Source organism: Picosynechococcus sp. NKBG042902, assembly GCF_963864045.1.
GTDB lineage: Bacteria > Cyanobacteriota > Cyanobacteriia > Cyanobacteriales > MRBY01 > MRBY01.
The window spans coordinates 132,921-153,457 of record NZ_CAWLTV010000076.1; the positions used below are offsets into that span (position 1 = coordinate 132,921).

General features: G+C 49.4%; 21 protein-coding genes. 10 read left to right on the plus strand and 11 right to left on the minus strand.

From position 1 onward, the window contains the following. Positions 1–58 precede the first annotated feature (58 nt). The 3 genes from AACR41_RS14610 to AACR41_RS14620 form a co-directional block, all read right to left on the minus strand. Positions 59–1,471, minus strand: a complete 1,413-nt coding sequence (locus AACR41_RS14610) for a hypothetical protein (RefSeq protein ID WP_030006100.1) — start codon at positions 1,469–1,471, stop codon at positions 59–61. Positions 1,472–1,629: 158 nt separating this feature from the next. Then, positions 1,630–2,319, minus strand: coding sequence for a ribulose-phosphate 3-epimerase (gene rpe / locus AACR41_RS14615; protein WP_012305958.1), 690 nt, complete (start codon positions 2,317–2,319; stop codon positions 1,630–1,632). A gap of 120 nt (positions 2,320–2,439) precedes the next feature. Continuing rightward, on the minus strand, positions 2,440–3,441 hold the full coding sequence (locus tag AACR41_RS14620; protein WP_045441446.1) for a potassium channel family protein: 1,002 nt from the start codon (positions 3,439–3,441) through the stop codon (positions 2,440–2,442). Positions 3,442–3,686: 245 nt separating this feature from the next. Here AACR41_RS14620 and AACR41_RS14625 point away from each other — a divergent pair, with 245 nt between their 5' ends. Further along, a complete protein-coding gene (locus AACR41_RS14625) occupies positions 3,687–4,943 on the plus strand; it encodes an acetylornithine transaminase (protein ID WP_030006101.1) in 1,257 nt (418 codons plus the stop codon). A gap of 88 nt (positions 4,944–5,031) precedes the next feature. Here AACR41_RS14625 and AACR41_RS14630 read toward each other — a convergent pair whose 3' ends face one another. The 3 genes from AACR41_RS14630 to fbp form a co-directional block, all read right to left on the minus strand. Beyond that, positions 5,032–6,597 carry a B12-binding domain-containing radical SAM protein gene (locus tag AACR41_RS14630; protein WP_030006102.1) on the minus strand — a complete coding sequence of 522 codons (1,566 nt, stop codon included), beginning with the start codon at positions 6,595–6,597 and terminating at the stop codon, positions 5,032–5,034. A gap of 115 nt (positions 6,598–6,712) precedes the next feature. Then, complete coding sequence (locus tag AACR41_RS14635) at positions 6,713–6,931, minus strand: DUF5818 domain-containing protein (protein ID WP_030006103.1); 219 nt, start codon at positions 6,929–6,931, stop codon at positions 6,713–6,715. Positions 6,932–6,984: 53 nt separating this feature from the next. After that, positions 6,985–8,034 (minus strand): class 1 fructose-bisphosphatase, encoded by a 1,050-nt coding sequence (gene fbp, locus AACR41_RS14640; protein WP_030006104.1) that lies wholly within the window; start codon positions 8,032–8,034, stop codon positions 6,985–6,987. 236 nt (positions 8,035–8,270) lie between these two features. On the opposite strand from fbp, the gene malQ reads away from it, so the two are divergent. The 7 genes from malQ to AACR41_RS14675 all read left to right on the plus strand — a co-directional run bounded on the left by malQ (position 8,271) and on the right by AACR41_RS14675 (position 12,464). Further along, a complete protein-coding gene (gene malQ / locus AACR41_RS14645; RefSeq protein WP_030006105.1) occupies positions 8,271–9,788 on the plus strand; it encodes a 4-alpha-glucanotransferase in 1,518 nt (505 codons plus the stop codon). Then, a complete protein-coding gene (locus AACR41_RS14650) occupies positions 9,789–10,172 on the plus strand; it encodes a DUF1818 family protein (RefSeq protein ID WP_030006106.1) in 384 nt (127 codons plus the stop codon). A 100-nt stretch (positions 10,173–10,272) separates the two neighbouring features. Beyond that, positions 10,273–10,599, plus strand: coding sequence for a type II toxin-antitoxin system RelE/ParE family toxin (locus AACR41_RS14655; protein WP_030006107.1), 327 nt, complete (start codon positions 10,273–10,275; stop codon positions 10,597–10,599). After that, the gene (locus tag AACR41_RS14660; RefSeq protein WP_030006108.1) at positions 10,596–10,883 is read left to right on the plus strand and encodes a helix-turn-helix domain-containing protein; all 288 of its coding nucleotides are present in this window, start codon (positions 10,596–10,598) and stop codon (positions 10,881–10,883) included. Before AACR41_RS14655 ends, AACR41_RS14660 begins: the two co-directional genes overlap by 4 nt. A 121-nt stretch (positions 10,884–11,004) precedes the next feature. After that, positions 11,005–11,223: a hypothetical protein gene (locus tag AACR41_RS14665; protein WP_030006109.1), complete on the plus strand. Its 219-nt coding sequence runs from the start codon at positions 11,005–11,007 to the stop codon at positions 11,221–11,223. After that, positions 11,220–11,489 (plus strand): type II toxin-antitoxin system RelE family toxin, encoded by a 270-nt coding sequence (locus AACR41_RS14670; RefSeq protein ID WP_030006110.1) that lies wholly within the window; start codon positions 11,220–11,222, stop codon positions 11,487–11,489. Before AACR41_RS14665 ends, AACR41_RS14670 begins: the two co-directional genes overlap by 4 nt. 45 nt (positions 11,490–11,534) lie before the next feature. After that, positions 11,535–12,464, plus strand: coding sequence for a nuclease-related domain-containing protein (locus AACR41_RS14675; protein WP_030006111.1), 930 nt, complete (start codon positions 11,535–11,537; stop codon positions 12,462–12,464). Here the strand turns inward: AACR41_RS14675 and AACR41_RS14680 are convergent. Further along, positions 12,438–14,078 (minus strand): rhomboid family intramembrane serine protease, encoded by a 1,641-nt coding sequence (locus AACR41_RS14680; protein WP_030006112.1) that lies wholly within the window; start codon positions 14,076–14,078, stop codon positions 12,438–12,440. The genes AACR41_RS14675 and AACR41_RS14680 overlap by 27 nt on opposite strands. A gap of 83 nt (positions 14,079–14,161) precedes the next feature. Between AACR41_RS14680 and AACR41_RS14685 the strand changes: the two genes are divergently transcribed. Next, positions 14,162–15,091, plus strand: a complete 930-nt coding sequence (locus AACR41_RS14685; protein ID WP_030006113.1) for a putative selenate ABC transporter substrate-binding protein — start codon at positions 14,162–14,164, stop codon at positions 15,089–15,091. Between the two features lie 90 nt (positions 15,092–15,181). On the opposite strand, the gene gloA is transcribed toward AACR41_RS14685, so the two are convergent. From gloA to pbpC, 4 genes are all read right to left on the minus strand, one after another. Further along, positions 15,182–15,577 (minus strand): lactoylglutathione lyase, encoded by a 396-nt coding sequence (gene gloA, locus AACR41_RS14690; protein ID WP_030006114.1) that lies wholly within the window; start codon positions 15,575–15,577, stop codon positions 15,182–15,184. Between the two features lie 42 nt (positions 15,578–15,619). Beyond that, positions 15,620–15,931, minus strand: a complete 312-nt coding sequence (locus tag AACR41_RS14695; protein ID WP_339367643.1) for a transporter substrate-binding domain-containing protein — start codon at positions 15,929–15,931, stop codon at positions 15,620–15,622. Beyond that, positions 15,886–16,704, minus strand: coding sequence for a transporter substrate-binding domain-containing protein (locus AACR41_RS14700; RefSeq protein ID WP_229364847.1), 819 nt, complete (start codon positions 16,702–16,704; stop codon positions 15,886–15,888). The genes AACR41_RS14695 and AACR41_RS14700 overlap by 46 nt, the downstream gene beginning before the upstream one ends. 649 nt (positions 16,705–17,353) lie before the next feature. Beyond that, the gene (gene pbpC / locus AACR41_RS14705) at positions 17,354–19,672 is read right to left on the minus strand and encodes a penicillin-binding protein 1C (RefSeq protein ID WP_084149983.1); all 2,319 of its coding nucleotides are present in this window, start codon (positions 19,670–19,672) and stop codon (positions 17,354–17,356) included. Between the two features lie 164 nt (positions 19,673–19,836). Here pbpC and AACR41_RS14710 point away from each other — a divergent pair, with 164 nt between their 5' ends. Then, complete coding sequence (locus AACR41_RS14710; protein WP_030006116.1) at positions 19,837–20,442, plus strand: HupE/UreJ family protein; 606 nt, start codon at positions 19,837–19,839, stop codon at positions 20,440–20,442. Positions 20,443–20,537: the final 95 nt, after the last annotated feature.

Here is a 20,537-nt window from a genome sequence, read left to right on the forward strand (position 1 = left end):
CTAAATTTTCAATGGCAATTAACCTATTCCTGAGGGATAGGTTTTTTTACGGCAATTTTTAAGGTTTGGGGCTCGGTTGGCACAGTCGATAAAACTGAGGTACCCAGCGGGATTCCCAATAAAATGCCCCAAAGGCCAGCACGGGCGCGAGGAGAGTCAGCAGCAGAAAGCAACCCGCCAGGGTTGACAGGGACATCGCGAAAAAATCTTGGGTCAGACGCACCAGGTCATGGTCGAGGAGGCCCCCTTTCCCGACCCGGTAGGCAATGCGGAACGTTTCGCTGGTCATAAGCTGCCCGAAAAAGGCACCATTTTCCAGAAAGCTAAAACTGGCCAACAGAGCATAAAGGGTTTGTTCGCCGGAGACATGGCAAAAATATTTGCCGAGGGCAAAGTACAGACAAATAAAGACGGCGGCAATTTCTAAGAGATGACCCATGGCGATAATGGCGATTTGATCCCAACCCGTCAGGATCAAAAGGATTTGCAGGAGAGTCAGACCTGCCAAGGTGATTAGGGTGCCGCGATTGCGACGGTATTGCCAAGCGAGATAGGCGATCGCCCCGTAGAGTAGCCACAAAATAATGCTGGCACGGCCGAGGGCGAGGGTAATTCCCCCCCCAAAGATAAAGTCAAAACTCGGCACAGCGGGATAGCCAAACAGCCAAAAGGCGATCGCATGGCCAATTTCATGGACGAGGGTGAGAAAGGTATTCAGAATAAAGCGACTGGGGGGCAACAAAAAGAGAATTAGACCTAGGCCGCCACCAATGAGGAGCGCCTGGGGGGTATCCGGAGACAGTTGCCGTGACCGGGGGCGCTGGTTGGGGATTTGGGACGGCAGGGCGCCATGGAGGGAAAAACAAGTTTTGAGGAGGTATTGTCGTTGCTGGCGATGGTAGACATTGAGATAAACTTTTTCGACATCATCCAGGGAGAAATGCTGCAAAGCCTGCTGGATAATCTGGCAATAATCTTGGCGATCGCGCTGGTCAATTACCGTTAACTTGATCACCAAGGCCCCAGCGGAAGGGGTAACTTTGATACTCCATAGGTATGCAGCGAGTAGTTGCCGGAGTTTCAGGGTGAGATCATCATTTTTGAGGGCTGCCTTTTTAGGTGATTCTTGGGCACTGAGTGCTTCCGGGGAGGGTTCTCGTTCGGCAGGGGAGAGTAAGCCCGCTACAATTGTCCATTCCCAGTCGGGGGTAACTTCCCCAAATCGAATGCCTTCAACAGTAAAGGTTTCCGTGATCGTGTGCTCCCAGATTTTCTGCCAAGGGGTAAGGATTTGTTTGGCGATCGCCTGGTCGGGGGTATTAAAACCTTCGAGTTGAATTTTGAGGTGCTTATCAGCCACCCGTTTGAGCATCACCCGGATCTGGTGGGGTTGAAACGCTTGCCTTAACACCTGGGCGATCGCCTGGGGATTTCCCTGTTCCGCCAATCGACGCAAATCCGACTCTTTCACAGCACAACCATTCTAGAGGGGAGCATTTCGATTATGCCACCAGACTCCCTTGGCCACAAAAATAGGGAAAAACAAAACTGTTTTTCCCCACTCATTCATTGTGTTAAAACATCTGCCGGTCTGAAGTCCCCCTTTGAAGGGGGATTTAGGGGGATGTCCTAGGCCGCAACCGCTTCTGATTTCTTACTGTTACGAATCCCTTCAATCGCCTCAGCATAACTGGGGGCCTTGAAAACAGCAGAACCCGCAACAATCGCATTTGCACCCGCATCAATCACTTGCCACGCATTAGCAGGTTTGATGCCACCATCGACTTCAATCCAAGGATCCAGGCCGCGCTCATCACACATGGCCCGGAGTTTTTCGATTTTGTTCACCATCGAAGGAATGAAGCTTTGGCCGCCGAACCCAGGGTTTACGCTCATGATCAAAATCAGGTCACAAACATCAAGGACGTGCTCAATGATGTCAAGGGGCGTAGAAGGATTCAGCACAACCCCAGATTTTTTACCCAGTTCACGAATCTGGCAGAGGGTGCGGTGGAGGTGGGGAGACGCATTGTGTTCGGCGTGGACGGAGATAATGTCAGCGCCAGCTTTAGCAAAATTTGCCACGTATTTTTCTGGCTCAACGATCATCAAATGCACATCCAAAGGCTTTTTGGTGTAGGGACGAATGGCTTCGACGATTAACGGCCCAATGGTGATATTCGGGACAAAACGACCATCCATGACATCGACGTGGATCCAATCAGCGCCAGCCTCATCGACTGCTTTAATTTCTTCACCAAGGCGGCTAAAGTCCGCTGAAAGAATGGACGGGGAAACTACAATTTTCTTGTCAGTCATGGTGGGTGGATTCCTCTTATTATCTCAAGAATTCTAAGTTGGTATCAATATTAACAAAAGTTTGTATCAATATTTTTTGTGGCCTAGCCTGGGTGGAGCATTGTTTCAGGAAACACTGACCTAGCGCTGGGGGGGACGTAGAGGCCCATCGGTTTGTACAGGGATCAAAATACTATTTAATTTACGCAGTTGTTCGGCTGTGCCCATACAAATTAAAAAGTCCCCAGATAACAGTAAGGTATCACCCGTCGGCCCAGGAATAAGGCTGCCATCTTGACGGCGAATGGCGAGGACGAGGGCACCGGACTGTACCCTGAGTCGGGCTTCACTGAGGCTTTTGCCAATGTAACCGCCGCAATTGCTATCCACACGAATTTCTTCGAGGTAGTAAGACCGTTCTGCGCCAGTCAGAATGCCATCAACAAAATCCATAACCTGGGGTCTCAGGGCCGCGGCGGCCAGACGACGTCCCCCGGTAATGTAGGGAGAAACAACGGCATCGGCTCCGGCGCGGCGTAATTTTTCCACGGCTTCTTCGGTACTGGCCCTGGCGATCGCCCGAATTTTTGGATTCAATGTTTTGGCAGAGAGTACCGTATAGAGATTTTCTGCATCGGAGCTGAGGGCCGCCACCAAACAAGTTGCCCGGTCGATTTTCGCTTCATGGAGATGTTGATCGAGGGTGGCATCTCCTTGGATGCAAATGTAGCCTTGATCCTGAGCGGCTTCGATAATGTCGGGATCTTGGTCAATGACGACAAAGGGAATATTCTCGGCGAGAAATTCCCGGGCCACCTGCTGCCCTGTGCGACCGAGGCCACAAACAATGTAATGGTTATTGAGACGACTAATTTGCTGCTGATACTGTTTCAATTTTTTTATCTCCTGAAAATAGCCGCTAATCATTGCTTCGATGAAACGGTTGACGATATAACCAACCGCAATCAAGCCCAAAAAAATCAGAATAATGGTGAATATCCGAGAGCGATCACCTAGGGGATGAATTTCCCCAAAGCCCACCGTGGCTAAGGTGATCATCGTCATGTAGGCCGCATCTACCCATGACCACTGCTCCACGACAATAAACCAACTTGTCCCCAGCAGAAACAGCGCCACAAGCATCAGCAGACCCAATTGCAGTTGCCCCCTGAGGCGTCTATATTTTTGCTCAATGCTGTACACCGATGAACCTCAAGATAAGTCTGATGTTTGTAGGGAAAGTTGCAGACAATTTCAGCCGACCTGTAGGAAGCTAAAAAAACATAGAATTTCTTTAGCTCATTCCCCCCTTGTATTTAGCAAAAAAGATTACCCATTGGCTAAACTGAAATTTAACTTTGAGTCTCGCCATCGAAGAGGAGTAACCCGTGAGTCCCCAAACGCTACTGAACCATTCCCCAGCCCAAAGCTTTAACCCAACTCAGTTCGATCAGTATGTGATGCATACCTATGGGCGCTTTCCGGTGGCGATCGCCAAGGGGGAAGGATGTCGTCTGTGGGATACCGAAGGGAAAAGTTATCTCGATTTTGTCGCAGGCATCGCCACCTGCACCCTGGGCCATGCCCACCCAGCCCTGATCCAAGCGGTCAGTGCGCAGATTCAAAAACTGCACCATATTTCTAACCTCTACTACATCCCAGAGCAAGGCGCTTTAGCCCAGTGGATCGTCGAACATTCCTGTGCCGATAAAGTCTTTTTCTGCAACTCCGGGGCCGAAGCCAACGAAGCGGCGATTAAATTAGTCCGTAAATATGCTCACACCGTCTCAGATTTCCTCGAACAACCCGTGATCCTTTCGGCGAAATCGAGCTTCCACGGGCGCACCCTTGCGACGATTACCGCTACCGGACAACCCAAATACCAAAAACATTTCGACCCGCTCCCCGATGGGTTTGCCTACGTGCCCTACAACGACATTCGCGCCCTCGAAGAAGCGATCACCGACATCGATGAAGGTAACCGCCGCGTCGCCGCCATTATGCTCGAAGCCCTCCAGGGAGAAGGGGGCGTCCGGCCTGGTGATGTGGAATATTTCAAAGCAGTGCGGCGCATTTGTGACGAAAACGGAATTCTTCTTGTCCTCGATGAAGTGCAAGTTGGGGTCGGGAGAACTGGCAAATACTGGGGCTACGAAAACCTCGGCATTGAACCGGATATTTTCACCAGTGCGAAGGGATTAGCGGGAGGTATCCCCATTGGCGCGATGATGTGCAAGGATTCCTGTGCGGTCTTTAACCCTGGGGAACACGCCAGCACCTTTGGCGGTAACCCATTCTCCTGTGCGGCGGCCCTAGCGGTGGTTGAAACCCTCGAACAGGAAAACCTACTCGAAAATGTCAACGCCCGTGGGGAGCAGCTCCGGGCGGGTTTAAAGACCCTGGCGGAAAAATATCCCTACTTCAGCGATGTCCGGGGCTGGGGTTTGATCAATGGCATGGAAATTAAAGCAGACCTCGAACTCACCTCCATTGAAGTGGTCAAAGCAGCGATGGAAAAGGGTCTACTGTTGGCTCCCGCTGGCCCGAAGGTACTCCGATTTGTGCCGCCTCTGATTGTTTCCGCCGCAGAAATCAATGAGGCGATCGCCCTTTTAGACCAGGCCCTCGCTGTCATGGCCCTCTAAATTTCTTTATCCTGCCCAAAGCAATAAAAAGCTCCCCAACTATTGAAAATCGGGGAGTTTTGTTTTTACATGATTGGCCTAGTGGGAATTACACCGTAACGGGGGTGGGAGTAGAGGTTTCTTCCTGTTCTAAAAATTCCGTTAACTGGGTTTCGATGCTGTCTTTGACGATCTGGCGATATTCCAGGAAATGCTCGTTGTGGGCGCAGAGGGTGAGGTAATGCTCAAAAACTGCCGGATTGTGGCGCAAAATACCAAATAAATGGTGCCAGAAGCGCCAGCGGGTATCCCGTTTAATGCCCTGTCGCCAAATGACGATCGCCAATGCCTTGAGATCGACCAGGCTGGGCAACTTGGCCGGGGGATGACATTTGGGCGCGCCCAATTTCAGGAAACAACGGTAAATGCGGTCTAAATAAAGGTGGGGATCGTAGAGTTGCCAAAAGGCGTGGACATACTCATTGGCAATGTCTTCGAGGGGACGGGTGGGGATGAAATTCATCAGGGTCGTTTGGTTGATGTTGCCGTCCTTTTTCGCCCGGAGTCGCCCTTCTGCTTCGAGGCGGTGCCAGAGAGCCGTATTCGGTAGCGCCTGGAGCATCGCAAAGGTGGTGGTGGGGATCGCCGTCAGTTCTGCAAATTTGATAATGCGATCGCCTGCCCCTTTTTTCTCCCCATCGAAACCGATGATAAAGCCTGCCATGGGTCGCAATCCCGCTTGAATAATTTTGTCAATGGATTCAGCGAGGGAACTGCGGGTATTTTGAAATTTTTTCGTCAGTTGTAAACTCTCTTCGTCAGGGGTTTCAATACCCAGGAAAACCGCATCAAAGAAACATTCCACCATCAAATCCATCAGTTCTGGATCGTCAGCGAGATCCACCGAAGCTTCGGTATTAAAGCGGAAAGGATATTGATGTTCCCGTTGCCATTCCCTGAGGGCCTTGAGGAGGAGTTTGACATTGCGTTTATTGCCGATGAAATTATCATCCACCATGAAAATACTCCGTCGCCAACCCAATTCGTAGAGGCAATCTAACTCCTTAAGAAGCTGCTCTGGGGTTTTGGTGCGGGGTTTGCGCCCATAGAGAACGATGATGTCACAAAATTCACATTGGAAGGGACAGCCCCGGGAAAATTGCACTGACATCGAATCATACTGATCCAATTCCAGCAGATCATAACGGGGGACAGGGGTGGTGGTGACATCGGGTTTTTCCTCAGCCCGAAAGGTGCCTGAGGTTGCGCCATTATTAACGGCCTCCACAAACATCGGCAGGGTGATTTCCCCTTCATCGAGGATCAAAAAGTCCGCCCCCACATCCTGGACTTCTTCAGGTACCGACGTCGGGTAGGGGCCACCAACGGCCACTAATTTATCTCGTTTTTTGGCTTCTTTGATTTGATCGAGCAGGTCATCCTTTTGGACGATCATCGCCGACATCAAGACCAGATCGGCCCATTCCCATTCCGCCTCGGTGACAGCACGGATATTGCGGTCAACCAGCTTAAATTCCCATTCTTGGGGTAGAATCGCCGCCACAGTAATTAAGCCCAAGGGGGGCAGCAGCACCTTGCGGTTGACCAGTTCAAGGATTTTTTCGTAGGACCAAAAGGTGGGCGGAAAAACCGGATAAATGAGGAGGACACGCATGGTATTTAAGAGTTTTATGATGAAAGGGTTTTAAAAAGGCTGATTTTTAGAAGGCGATCGCCGACCATCATCAAAACTGATGTCAGGTAAGCGTACAAGTGCCTTCAGTGTAGCGCTAAAGTTTTGTAACAGTACCCACGGCGAAAATTGGCCCCACCATGGCAACAGAAACCGCATCGGCGAGGACTTCTCCCGTTACAGTAACTTTCAGCCCTGGCTGCTGATAGACCTGGGGCAAATCCCGCAGTTCATAGTTGACCCCCGCTGCTGTTTCGAGAACCCATACGCCAACACCCAAGGATTGATGGGCAATGCGCCCCGTTAACTCTTGCATTCAGCTTCACCTCACAGTTGTCGATCCGAATTTTTGCCACATCCTCTCAATGCTTAAACACCGACGGTTTCTCGCTCTGCCTCTTGGATGAACGATTCAACCAATTCCACATTTTCTACACTGCCGAGGATCGTCGGGGTGCGCTGGTGAAGATAGGTCGGCACAAAATCCAGGAGCGGCATGGTACCTGTACTGGCTTTTCCCCCGGCCTGTTCAATGAGCCAGGCTAATGGCGCTGTTTCATAGAGGAGGCGCAGTTTGCCCTCTGGTTTTTTCTTCGTACCAGGATAGAGAAATACGCCCCCCTGCATCAGGATGCGGTGTAAATCTCCCACAAGGGCACCGCTGTAGCGGGCCGTGTAACCTTCGTGGCGGTGCATATAGCGGATATAATCCCGAATCGAATCTTCCCACTGCCAGAAATTCCCCTCATTGACGCTGTAGATCGAGCCATGGTTGGGCATTGTGATGTTTTCTTCAGCGAGGATAAATTCCCCCAAACTGGGATCGAGAATAAACGAGTGAACCCCTGTGCCAATGGAGTAAACCAACATGGTCGAAGGGCCATAGAGAATATAACCAGCAGCAAGCTGTTTATGGCCATTTTGGAGGAGGTCGGCGGCGTCTCCGTCGAGGTCCATGCCTTCTTGTTGGCGAATGGAGAAGATAGACCCCACGTTGAGATTAATATCGACATTGGAGGAGCCATCAATCGGATCGTAGAGCAGTGTATAGCGACCGATGGGGCAGTTTTCAGGAATGTAGTAGGGTTTTTCCATTTCCTCGGAGGCGAGGCGACAGACGAGGCCACTTTGTTTGAAAACGGAAATAAAGACATCGTTGGCATAGAGATCCATCCGTTTGACAGATTCTCCTTGGACATTTTCTTCCCCTGTGAAGCCGAGAACCCCTTCCATCAAGCCAGCGCGACTGAGGCGACGGGCAACAAGCTTTCCGGCGAGGGCAATGCGATTCATGATGGCGCTGATGTCCTGGGCCGCCGTGTCGAAGCTCTGGAGCTGTTGCAAAACATGGCGGGAGAGGGTGGTGCAGTCGCGGTCAAGACTGGGACTTTGGGTAATGTCGTTATTGTGATCTGGCATAGGCTTTTTCCTTTGTGGGTCTGCCCTAATGGTAACGACTGTGTTTGGGGGATGCGCTCTTGCTAAAGGATTACTTAATGGAAAAGCAAGGAAAAAAGGAAAGTATTTGGGCAGAATGGGCGGGATATAGGCAAACCTTGACCTTAAGCTGTCAAAAATCGTCACAATCTCCGGCTGTACGGGAAACGGTTGCTAGGATGGCCAGTAGAGAAAAATTGTGAGCTTGTAATCTGCGTATGTTTCAACGTCGTGCTAGTGGTGTTCTGTTGCATCCTACGTCTTTGCCGGGTCGATTTGGAATCGGCGATCTAGGGCCAGAAGCCTATCGATTTATTGATTTTCTTGCCGATAGTGGACAGCAGGTTTGGCAAGTTCTACCCCTGGGGCCAACGGGGTTTGGGAATTCTCCTTATCTGTGTTACTCGGCCTTTGCTGGCAATCCGATGCTGTTAAATTTGGAATGGCTGGCTTCAGAAGATTTATTAGAAGAAGCTGATTTGGCGGCCTGTCCGAGTTGTCCTGGAGACCAGGTGGACTATGATCAGGCGATCGCCTTTAAGATGCCCCTCCTGAGAAAAGCCTGTAAACGCTTCCAGGCGGTGGCGACCCCAGAGAGAAAACAAGAATTTCAAACCTTTTGCGAAGAGCAGGCCTATTGGCTCAATGATTATGCGCTCTTTATGGCCCTCAAGGAAGCCCACGATGGTAAAAGCTGGTATGACTGGGATGCGGCCCTCGCTTGGCGTGATCCAAAGGCGATCGCCGAGCAGACAGAGATCCTCGCCGATCAAATCTTTTTCCACAAATACGTCCAATCGGAATTTTTCCGCCAGTGGTCAACCCTAAAAAGCTATGCCAATGAAAAGGGCATCCAAATCTTTGGGGATTTGCCGATCTATGTGGCCCACGACAGCGCCGATGTGTGGGGCCATCCGAAAATTTTCCGTCTCGATTATGAAACCGGGGCTGCCAAGTGGATGGCGGGAGTCCCACCGGATTATTTCAGCGAAACGGGCCAACTCTGGGGCAACCCAGTCTACAACTGGCGTAACCTTTCGCGCCGTCACTATTCCTGGTGGATCGAGCGCATTAAAACCATGCTGGAGTATGTCGATATTGTTCGTATCGATCACTTCCGGGGTTTTGAAGCGTTTTGGGCGGTGCCCCAAGGGGAAAAAACGGCGATGAATGGCCGCTGGATTAAGGCTAAGGGTGACGAATTTTTTGCGTTACTCAAAGATAAACTCGGTGAATTGCCCATCGTCGCTGAGGATCTGGGGGTAATCACGCCGGATGTAGAGGCTCTACGGGATAAATATCGCTTACCGGGGATGAAAATTTTGCACTTTGCCTTCGATAGCGATCGCGCCAATCCGTTTCTACCGTTCAACTACACTAATCGCAATTGCATTGTCTACACGGGCACCCATGACAATGACACCACTGTGGGCTGGTTTGACAAGCGCAGTGACGAAGAAAAGGCACGGGTCACGGATTACCTTGGTTGTCTCTGCGATGAGGGGATTCACTGGGGCTTGATTCGTCTGGCCTTGGGTTCCGTGGCAAATCTTGCCGTTTTCCCCCTCCAGGATCTTCTCGGTTTAGGGTCTGAGGCAAAGATGAATACCCCTGGGGTAGCCGCGGGCAACTGGACTTGGCGCTACCAGCCGGAAATGCTGAGTGATGACCTCATTGGCAAATTGCGCTACCTCGTCTATCTTTACGGGCGTGAACCAGAGTATCGAGGCGAATAAATGGGGCGATCGCTCAAAAAAGGAACGGGTTGGCGGTTAGGCTGGGATCCTGACCCCACCCGGACTTTCCAAGGCTTGGTTGGAGCCGACGATTGGGCTGTGGAATTAACCGCAGCAGAATTTGAAGATTTTTGTCGCTTGTTGGTGCAGTTAGCCGATACGGTCGAAAGTATTGCCTCGGAATTGATGCCAGAGGAACGGATTGCCATCGAAGCAGAAAGTGATTTGGTCTGGCTAGAGATTGAAGGATTTCCAACCCGGTATAGCCTGCGTTTGTTAGTCCTAACCCAACGCAATATTGAGGGAAATTGGCAACCGGAAGCTGTGCAGCAGTTGGTGCAATTAAGTCATATTTTTCATAAAAGTCACGAACTTCCCCTTTAATACTCCCGAAGAAAGGAGTCAGAAGATTATCGGAGGTGGCGATCGCCCTGCAACCTCCTAGAAATTCAAAAAAATGTAACATTTATGTTATGTTGAGGCTATGTCCTGGAGCATTGAATACCCTTACTCTGATGTTGAGAAGTTCATCCTTGAACTCCCACCGAGTTTGTCGGCTAAGTATTTTCGTCTCACGGATCTAATGCTAGAGTTTGGTTCCCATCTCGGTATGCCCCATACTCGACCTATGTCAGACGGCTTATTTGAACTTCGCATTAAAGGTAGAGAAGGGATTGCACGAGTGTTTTACTGCACGCTAGTAGGGAAACGGATCGTTATGCTGCATGGCTTTGTGAAAAAATCTCAGAAAACACCAGCGAAGGAACTCAAAATTGCCAAACGCCGTATGTCGGAGGTCAAGAATAAATGAATCATGCTGAACTGAAAAAAAAGGCATTAGCTAATCCTGAAACGCGCATTCTGTACGATGACATGGAAGCTGAATTTTCATTGTTGAGACAAATGCTCAAAGCAAGGCAAGAAGCTGGTCTTTCTCAAGCGGAGGTTGCTGCTCGCATGGGAACTAAAGCCCCTGCTGTCACACGGTTAGAATCATCTCTTAGTAATGGCAAGCATTCACCTTCTTTGGCAACCCTACGCCGTTATGCTCAGGCTGTAGGTTGTGAACTTCAAGTAACATTAATTAAGGTCTGAAAAGATTTAGAACTTTACATGATTTTTCTAACGAAATTCTAAGCGATCGCTCTGAAACCCACTAACCGTCTAAGAATTTTATAATTCCGCTATAATCTGATTAGAAAATAACGGCTTTTTTATGACTGAACTTCTAGAACAAGCAATTAAACATCTGCAATCTTTGGATACAGAAAAGCAAGATGCGATCGCCACTTTGATTATGGAAGAGCTTGAGGATGAAGCCAAATGGGATACTGCTTTTGCTCAATCCCAAGAACTTCTAGCAGATTTAGCAGCTGAGGCGATCGCTGAATATAAGGCAGGCCAAACTCAAGCACTAAAATTTGAAGAATTGTGAAGTCAAGAACAACAGCTAAATTTCGTAAGGCGCTCGCAAACTTACCTAATGCTGTTCAAAAACAAGCACGTCACGCATATCGTCAATTTCAAGAGGATCCAGCCCATCCCAGTTTGCGGTTTAAACAGGTTCACCCCAAGTTGCCAATCTACTCAGCTCGCATCAGTAAAAACTACAGAGCAGTTGGCCAACAAGATGGCGACACAATAATTTGGTTTTGGATTGGTTCCCACGCAGAATATGACAAACTCTTATCACAAATTTAGTTGTCATAATATTTTTTATTCGGACTACCTTATAAATTAATCAGCATGATCATCAAAGAAAAAGATCCTATTGATGCAAACATAGAGCAGTTAAAAACGATTATCAATTTACCTAATTTATCCGAAGCAAAAGTTTTGCAGGCAAAAACAGAGCTAAAGAGACTCACCTCTGGTAATCAGGGAGAAAAGGATTCTGCTTATTTTATTGATTTTTATTATAAAAATTCACCAAACTGGGCGATTATTCACGATCTTAGAATTGAGAATAATGGATTAGTTGCTCAAATTGACCATATCTTAATCAATAGATTTCTTGATTTTTATATCTTAGAAACAAAACATTATGCCCGTGGTATCAAAATCACAGAACATGGCGAATTTTTAGTTTCATTCCAGAAAAGCTACAGGGCAATAGAGTCTCCCATTGAACAAAATAAAAGACACATCAAAGTTTTAAAGAACTTTCTCCAGGGCGAAGAAATACTACCTAAAAGACTGGGAATACCATTACAACCCCATTTTCTTGCCTATGTTTTAGTTTCGCCAAAATCTCGCGTGATTCGTCCCAAGGCAAAAGATTTTAAAACAGATGCTGTCATTAAGTCAGACGAATTTTATAAACAAACACGAGACAATCTCAATAATGAAAGTATATTGACAACCCTTGGTTCAATCACAAAAATAATTTCATCCGAATCATTGCAGCAAATAGCGAAAAACCTAGTCAGTTATCATCGACCTTCCCAGTTTGATTACTATAAAAAATTTTCTATTTCTAGAGAAAGAGACAATCAGCACCCCGTTTCAATAGAACAGACAAAGAAAACAAAATACTATTGCTATTGCTGTAAGCAACCTATTTCTAAAAAAGTCGCAATGTTTTGTTTTAATAATAAAATTCGCTTTGACGGAAAAGCATACTGTTTCGATTGCCAAAAGCAATTCCCCTTAAATTCGCCTCAACAAAAGGGTTAGGGTAACTCCCCAACAGAGGCCTAGTAAATGGCTGTAAAAACTGACATTGGGGGAACTCAGATCCACCGCAAACTGGATCACAATAATTAAGCAAATCAAGCGAAATTGTCTGCCCGCGGCTTCGAGGTGAAACCGTCGCCATCCCTGCCACAACACCACAGCGATCGCCCCGATCATGCCCATAATCGATCCAGAAGCCCCGACCCACACCTGGTAGCCATAGCGAATTTCTGTAGTGAGATAGGCCAACCACGCCGGAAATGCCTCATAGTCAAAGCCCTGGGCCAACAGCACCAACCCAAACAGCGTTACCGTCGCCCCGAAACCACTGCCTAAATAAACAAGGAGATAACGCGATCGCCCCAGATGTTTTTCGGCAAAGGGGCCTAGCAACGCCAAGGTTGCCATATTCATTAAGAGATGGGCCAGCCCCACATGGATAAAATTCGCCGTAAACAAGCGCCACCATTCCCCCCGCAACACTTGGTTGGGAATGAAACCACCACCCTGGAGCATCGCTTCCGGATTTTCGGGATTACTAGCGGCGATCGCCCCCAGGAATACCAGACAGTTGACGGCAACTAAAACAGAATTCACCGAAAGTTGCTTTTGCCCCGCAGGTGGTTGGCCTACGAGGGATTGATAAAGCTGCTCTTGGGTTTCCTGTTGTACCAGGCGGCTGAGGTGGGCTAAATCAGGATAAGCGTCTATGGGGAGGAGCGATTGGGCTGGTCGGGGAGGATGTTGGTGGCGCATCTGGACGGCATTGCGGAAACGTTTATTTGAGTCCTCCTGGAGAGTCTGTAAAATGGCATTTCCTTGGGAGACACTTCCGGCCCCGTAGTGGGCGATCGCCAGCCAAAAACCCTTGATCTCTTTGGCATAATCCCGGAGAGGGCCTGTCAATAACCGTTGCACCGTCTTGATTTCGCCACAAAAAGCCGCCGTAAATAGCAATACCAAATGCCACTGACGGCGATCGCTCCCCCGCAATAGTTGCGCTTTGGTTTCTGGTTTCAGCACCAGTTGTAAGAGTTCAGGCAGTTGACCCGTTTCCCCCAGGGCGCGGCAATAGTAAACCAAAAGCAAAGGTTCTTGGGGGGTTTGCGCCATTCCCCGGAGCCAAGTCAGCAGTCCAGGCCAATCAAACCGCATCGCATAATCCATGGCGATCGCCTGACGGGCTAAAAAACTGGGGTGATCCTGGTATTTTTCTAAAAGATTTAAGCCTGGGGTGAGTTGGCCCCGTTGACTCAAGATTAAAGCGCGAATGATCTGCGGCTGTTCCCACCAACCATCAAAGGGATGAAGATATCGCAAATACAAAGCCCATTGGTAAGCCCGTTGAAAATCTTGGCGGGACAAGAGACTCTGGATCTGCCGCAAGCCCAAAGATGGTACGAGGATCAACAGCAACCAAGCGATACCGCCCCACCAAGCAGCCCAAGCCATCGAAATCAGGTTCATTCCCCAGGTGAGGACGAGGACAAACCCCGCCACCCAGAACCATCCCAGAGGACGGGGGCGCGGCGATCGCCAAATACGGAGCATCAAAACCCCGCAGGAAAAAGAAACAGCGTAAAACCAAATTAGGGGCCACAAAGCAGATGCCATTACGAAAGCCATTGGGGGGAGAAAACATTAATTGCTATCTTAAGTTGGGAATAAATCTTTTTCTTTCCCTTGAGAAATTACCCATGAAAAAACGGCTCCTGTCTGCCCTCTGTCTGCTTTCCCTCAGTGTTTTTGGCTGTACTGCGCCATCGACTACGGATGTTAGTCCCGTTGAAAATGAGACGCCGACAACGGCAGTGCAACCCTTGGTGACTGGGGCGATTCCCGACCAAGATCCTGAAAAATTGCAGCGACTCTATGGCCTGCTGGCGGATTATCTGAGTGCTGAACTGGGAGTCCCCGTAGAATATAAACCCGTCACCGATTACCTCGCCGCGGTCACAGCCTTTAAGGTGGGTGATTTAGATTTAGTCTGGTTTGGTGGATTAACGGGTGTCCAAGCGAGATTGCAAGTCCCTGGGGCCGAGGCGATCGCCCAACGGGATATTGACGCCGAATTTCATTCGGTACTGATTGCCAATGTGAATAGCGGCCTAGGGGAATTAGCCAATGACGCCGATTTAACCCAAGTAAAAGGCAAAACCCTCACCTTTGGCAGTGAATCTTCCACCTCTGGCCGCCTGATGCCCCAATACTACCTAGAACAAGCCGGAGTCTCTCTTGAAGATTTCCAAGGGGAAGTGGGTTTTTCGGCCTCCCACGATGCCACCATTCAACTGGTCGAAGCGGGTACCTATGACCTGGGAATGCTTAACGAACAGGTGTGGAACAGTCGCGTCGAAGCTGGGGAAGTAGATACCAATAGAGTGAACGTGATTTGGCGATCGCCCGCCTACTACGACTATCACTGGGTCATTTCCCCCGACGTGGACGAGCGCTATGGGGAAGGCTTCCGGGATAAAGTTCAACAGGCTTTGCTCCAACTCGATCCCAACAATCCTGACCACAAAGAAATTCTTGATTTGTTTGGGGCGACCCAGTTTATTCAGACCAGCAACGAAAACTACGCTGAAATCGAAGCTGTGGGCCGCCAGATTGGCAAGATCCAATAAACGAAGGTTTTCTTGAAGGCGAAGAAGTCTCTTGATCTGCCTCCTAAAATCTCCCCCGGACTGGGGGCCGGGGGGCTTTATCAATCAGCTCTAAGCGGCGGCCTTTTTCATTTCGATCAATTCGATCTTGTAGCCATTGGGATCTTCGACAAAGGCAATTACTGTGGTGCCGTGCTTCATGGGGCCGGGTTCCCGGGAAATTTTACCGCCCAGCTCGCGAATTTTTTCGCAGGTGCCATAGATATCATCCACACCCAGAGCAATGTGACCAAAACCATTGCCGAGATCATAGCGATCGGTGTCCCAGTTGTGGGTTAGTTCGATCACGGTATTGTCTTTCTCGTCGCCATAACCGACAAAGGCTAGGGTGAATTTGCCGCCGGGGTAATCCTTTTGGCGCAGGAGTTTCATCCCCAGAACATCACAATAAAATTTGAGGGATTCTTCTAAATTGCCAACCCGAATCATGGTGTGAAGCATTTTCATAGGGGCTGTTTTTCTCCGTTGGTAACAAATTATCTCTAGTGTCTATTCTAAATTGAGTTCCCCTTGGAGCCAGTCTTGGGCAGTGCGGACGAGGGTACCGTCTTCTTCGAGGGCCACGATACTCACATCGAGGGGCAGGGCTAGGGGACTGTCGTAAGGTAGGACAAAACCCAGATTTTCGGTATTTAGGTTAAAGTCAGCAACCCGCAAGGGTACGTCAGGATTCTGACTGAGGTAATACTCTAGGGTTGGCCGATCAAAAATTACACCGTCTGCTTTATCGGCTTCCATTAAGGCGATCGCCGCTTCTAAGCTAGGGCGTTGCACAACTTTGGCGCGATATTCGGCAGCCAAAGCTTCCCCTGTGTGCCTTGGACAACGGCCATGCGGGTGCCGCGTAAATCCCCAGGATCACGGATTGCATCCTCTGGCAATTTAGCGAGGGCAAGGGTAAAAGCCGAGGCCAATCCCCCAATTAGAGAAGAAACCGCAATCAAAGAGATCAACATCCAAACTCCGGCGATAAACCGTCCCCAAGGGGTTTTGGGCGAGCGATCGCCATAGCCGACCGTCGTCAGAGTCACCAGGGCAAACCACATCCCATTGCCCACGCCGCGCAGATAATGGTTGGGAAACTCCTCTGGATTATGGCGTCTCTCCACGAGCCACATGCCATTACCCACTAGAAATAAACAAACTAGCAAAACCCCCACCGATGAGAGGGCCGTGCGCGTGAAAAAAGGCCGCACCCGTTCCCAAATGGGGGGTGACTCTTCGGGCAGCAAAACCCCTAATCCAGAAATGAAAAAAGGCTGGGTGAAATCAACTGCTTCTAAACGCTCGGCGGTAATACTAAACGGCCCCACGAGGAGGTCTAATTCCCCGGTGGCCACGGCATCCAGGGCGGCTTGTGTTTCCGTTTGCAAAATCAACTCATATTCCCAGCCATTTACAAAGGCAATGGTTTCCCAGATATCCGGCACAATTCCCTGAAAGTCACCGTTGACCGACTCCACTAAAAAAGGAGGGGTGCCGCCAATGCCAACCTGGAGAATTTCTGCCGCTTCATCGTCTGGCAAATTATCAGGACTTTGGGCCAATCCGACTTGGATCTGTGCTTCGGCCAAGATGGATAAGCCAATTAAGCCAAGAATTTGTAGGCCCTTCTGTCCAAGTTTCCTGATTGAAAAAAATCACCTACTTTTTTACATTAACCATTCCTAAGATTATTCAAATAACGACAGTGCCATTGTAGTCACTGGCAATATTCTATTGGTGAGCTGATTTTTAGACAGAAGTGAAGCACTTCGTAAAATCAATCTCTGTTTAAAACCTGATTTTCTCGCCTGTAGATTGACGACAGCAGTTGCATATTCTGTAACGATGGCCTTTACCTCCCCTGGCTTGTTTACAATAAAGCTAATGTTTCTTCCCACACATCATTAAATGCTCAAGCTGGTTGTTGAGATCACCAAAACTTGGGTACTGCAAAGGCTTACAGATTTATTTTCTGGAGCCTTTTTTATATTTAAAAATGATTGAACGCCATCTCTGGGGCAACGATATGCTGCATTTCTCAGGTGATATGCGCTGATTTTCAGCAATGGGAAATGCTAGAGATCAAAAAATAGGTACTGACATCATTGTTTAATTTTCTTTGAAAGCAATTTCAAAAAACAACACAGTCAGTAAAATTAGTTTGTTTTGGGCTTACTTGCAGCAAATCATCCAACTTACAAGAGATTTAGAATCTTTTTGGGGACAGAACATCAGCATTTAATTCACTGAAAATCCCCGCTTCGTGGTTTGGGACGGGGCTACTTCTACGGAAAAGTTGACTTGATCCTGGCGATCGCCTTGACGAATTTCTAAGGTCTGGGGGCCAGGGGTCAGGCGTAACTTCGGGTTCTGGGGATCGTCCGGTTGCCAGGGATTGCCATTGAGCCGCCATTGCACAGGCTCTTGGTTCTTGGTTTGAAATTGGATTACCAGTTGGCCGGGATTGTTGGGGTCGCTCAGGAGGCGATCGCCATCTTGGGGAAACAGAATTTTTAAGCCGCTTTGGGGCATCGCCAAGGTCGTTTGGGTCGCCAGCCAGCGGTCATATTCGGGGGGCAACACGAGACGAATCTCGCCGTTAATTTCCTGGTAAAAATCATCTAAATCCATTTCGTACTCGGCTAGATCTTCTGGGAAAAAATATTCCTGGACGATGACTGGACAAAGGCCCGTGGATTTTTTGCCAGACAGGGCACAAATAGGACGTTTTACCATGGCCGCTGGCTCCGGGAATGGCAATGGTTCCCGCTGGTGGTGCAAGTGCAACATAATTTCGCGCCAGAGCGGTGCAGCCCCTGCCACCCCTGAAACTTGCTGCATGGGTGTGCCATCGAAGTTACCAATCCAGGTAGCAACAGTGTATTTTTCGCTAAACCCCACCGCCCAGGTATCACGATAATTTGAGGATGTCCCTGTTTTGACCGCTGCTGGAAATGGTAAATTTAACGCCGAATCGACCCCAAAGGCGATCGCCCTGGCCTGTTTATCGCTCAACATCTGGGTAATCAGTTGCCAAGTTGAGGAGTCACTGAGAAATGTTGTGGCTGATTCCGGATGAACAAAATGACTCACCAAATCACTTTTTTTGCCGTCATTAGCCAGGGTACGGTAGGCATTGGCCAACTCCATCAGGGTTACTTCGCCGCTCCCCAGGGTGAGACCTAAGCCATAGTAGTCGGGGTCTTCGGTTAAATGCTGAAAACCCAATTGGTGCAAACGTTGTAAAAATGCCTCAACGCCCACTTTTTCTAAAACCCGCACCGCCGGAATATTGAGGGAATTTCCCAAAGCGAGACGCACCCGCACCGGGCCTAAAAATTTTTCATCGTAGTCCGTGGGTTCATAGAGTTTGGCGTCGGGAATGGCATAGTAGGTGGGAATATCCGCCAAAATCGTATTGGGGCGAATGGTGCGGTTTTCTAGGGCCAATTGATAGAGGAAAGGCTTGAGGGTGGAGCCTGGTTGCCGGAGGGCTTGTACCCCATCGGTTTCGCCTTGGGGCGTAAAGTAATCCGTAGAACCCACATAGGCCAAGATTTCGCCGGTTTGATTCTCAATGGCGATCGCCGCCCCTTGGTGGACATGATGTTGGTTTAAATTTAAAACGCTCTGGCGCACCTGTGCCGCAACAAAATCCTGGAGATTTTTATCTAAGGTGGTGCGAATCACGGGGTTTTGGCTGGTGTCCAACTGGTCTGTTAACCAAAAAACAAAATGGGGCGCACTGAGAATGCCCTGGTGACGCGGTTGCAGGGTAACGGCTTCCTGAAAAATCCGATCCGCCTGTTCTGGAGAAAGTTCACCCTCAGCGACGAGGCGCTCCAACACGTACCGTTGCCGTTGTTTGAGATTGTCCCAATAGTGGTAGGGGTTGAGATAGGTGGGACTGTTGGGAATGGCTGCGAGGAGGGTCGCCTGGGCCAAATTAAGATCTGCCGCCGCCACGCCAAAATAAATCTGGGCTGCCGCTTCAACGCCGTAGATATTGCCCCCCATGGGTAAACGGTTGATATAAGCGGTGAGAATTTCTTGGCGATTCATGCCCGCCCCTAAACGCCAGGCGACCCAAATTTCCTGGAGTTTCGCGTTCAAAGTCCGGGGACGATCGCCTAACATCCGGGCAAGCTGCATCGTAATCGTCGAGGCCCCGCTGACAATTTTTTGATGTTTGATGGCTTGGTAAGTGGCCCTGGCGATCGCCTGGAGATCCAGGGGGCCATGGTGGTAAAAATCACCATCCTCCGCCGCAATAATCGCCTGCTGAAAATAGGGCGAAATTTCATCGAGGCTAACAACAGAGGTATTTTCTTGGTCGGCGCTGAGGACTGTCCCCAAGAACAAACCATTGCGGTCATAAAAGCGAAAGGCTTGGTCGGTTTGGGCAATATCCGCTGCTTGCAAGGGCATCAGGAAGGGCGTTAAACGCACCACCAAGGCGATCGCCCCCAGGACAGCGATCATTTTTAGGGGGAGGGGCGATCGTCGCCAAATTTTCAGGAGCCAGTCACGCAGCAACACAAGCAGCTTGGGCCTCATCTCTTTTCGTAGTTGTAGCCCTTTTCTGGGGCGATCGCCCAAAGGCTTAATATTTTATATTTTGCAGTTTTACCGAATAAAGCGAATCTTTAAGACTCATCACCAAAGCGATATTACCCATGGGATTGTTCACTAAAATTGGAATGTTTCAAAGGAGCGACACCATGGGTCAGCGTCACATTCGGCACGGTTTGTTATTTCTTGGGGCGATGCTTTGCGTTTTTCTGCCATCGGTGGCGATCGCCCACGTTGGCGGCCACGAAACCGCTGGCTTTTGGCATGGCTTTCAACATCCCCTTGGGGGCCTCGATCACCTCGTTGCCATGTTAGCGGTGGGAATTTGGGCCGTTCAAGTCGAAGAAAAGCAAGGGCGTTTTTTACTCCCCCTGAGTTTTCTGGGACTGATGTTGGTGGGCGGTTTGCTCGGCATGGTCGGCATGACCGTACCAGGGATCGAGGTTGGCATTATCTTTTCCGATCTACTGTTAGGTTGTTTTGTTTTCTTTGGCACCCGTCTGCCGTTGCTGTGGAGTAGTCTCATTATTGGGGCGCTGGCCGTTTTTCATGGCTATGCCCACGGCGCTGAAATGCCTGCCAATGCCCAAGGTCTTCAATATGCCCTCGGTTTCCTGGCGGGGACTGCGAGCCTACACCTCATCGGCATGGGAACGGCTTTTCTGGCCTTGCGTCGTCAACAGATTCAATTTTTCCGCATTGCCGGGGTGATGATGGTGGTCGCTGGTGTGGCGGTCTTGGCCCAAAGCATTTAAGCAGCGATACTGACAGGTTTGATCAAAGAACTCTCCGGGTTTCAGTGGAGAGTTTTTTAATGGGTTGATGGCGACCAAAGAAAAAACCGACTGGC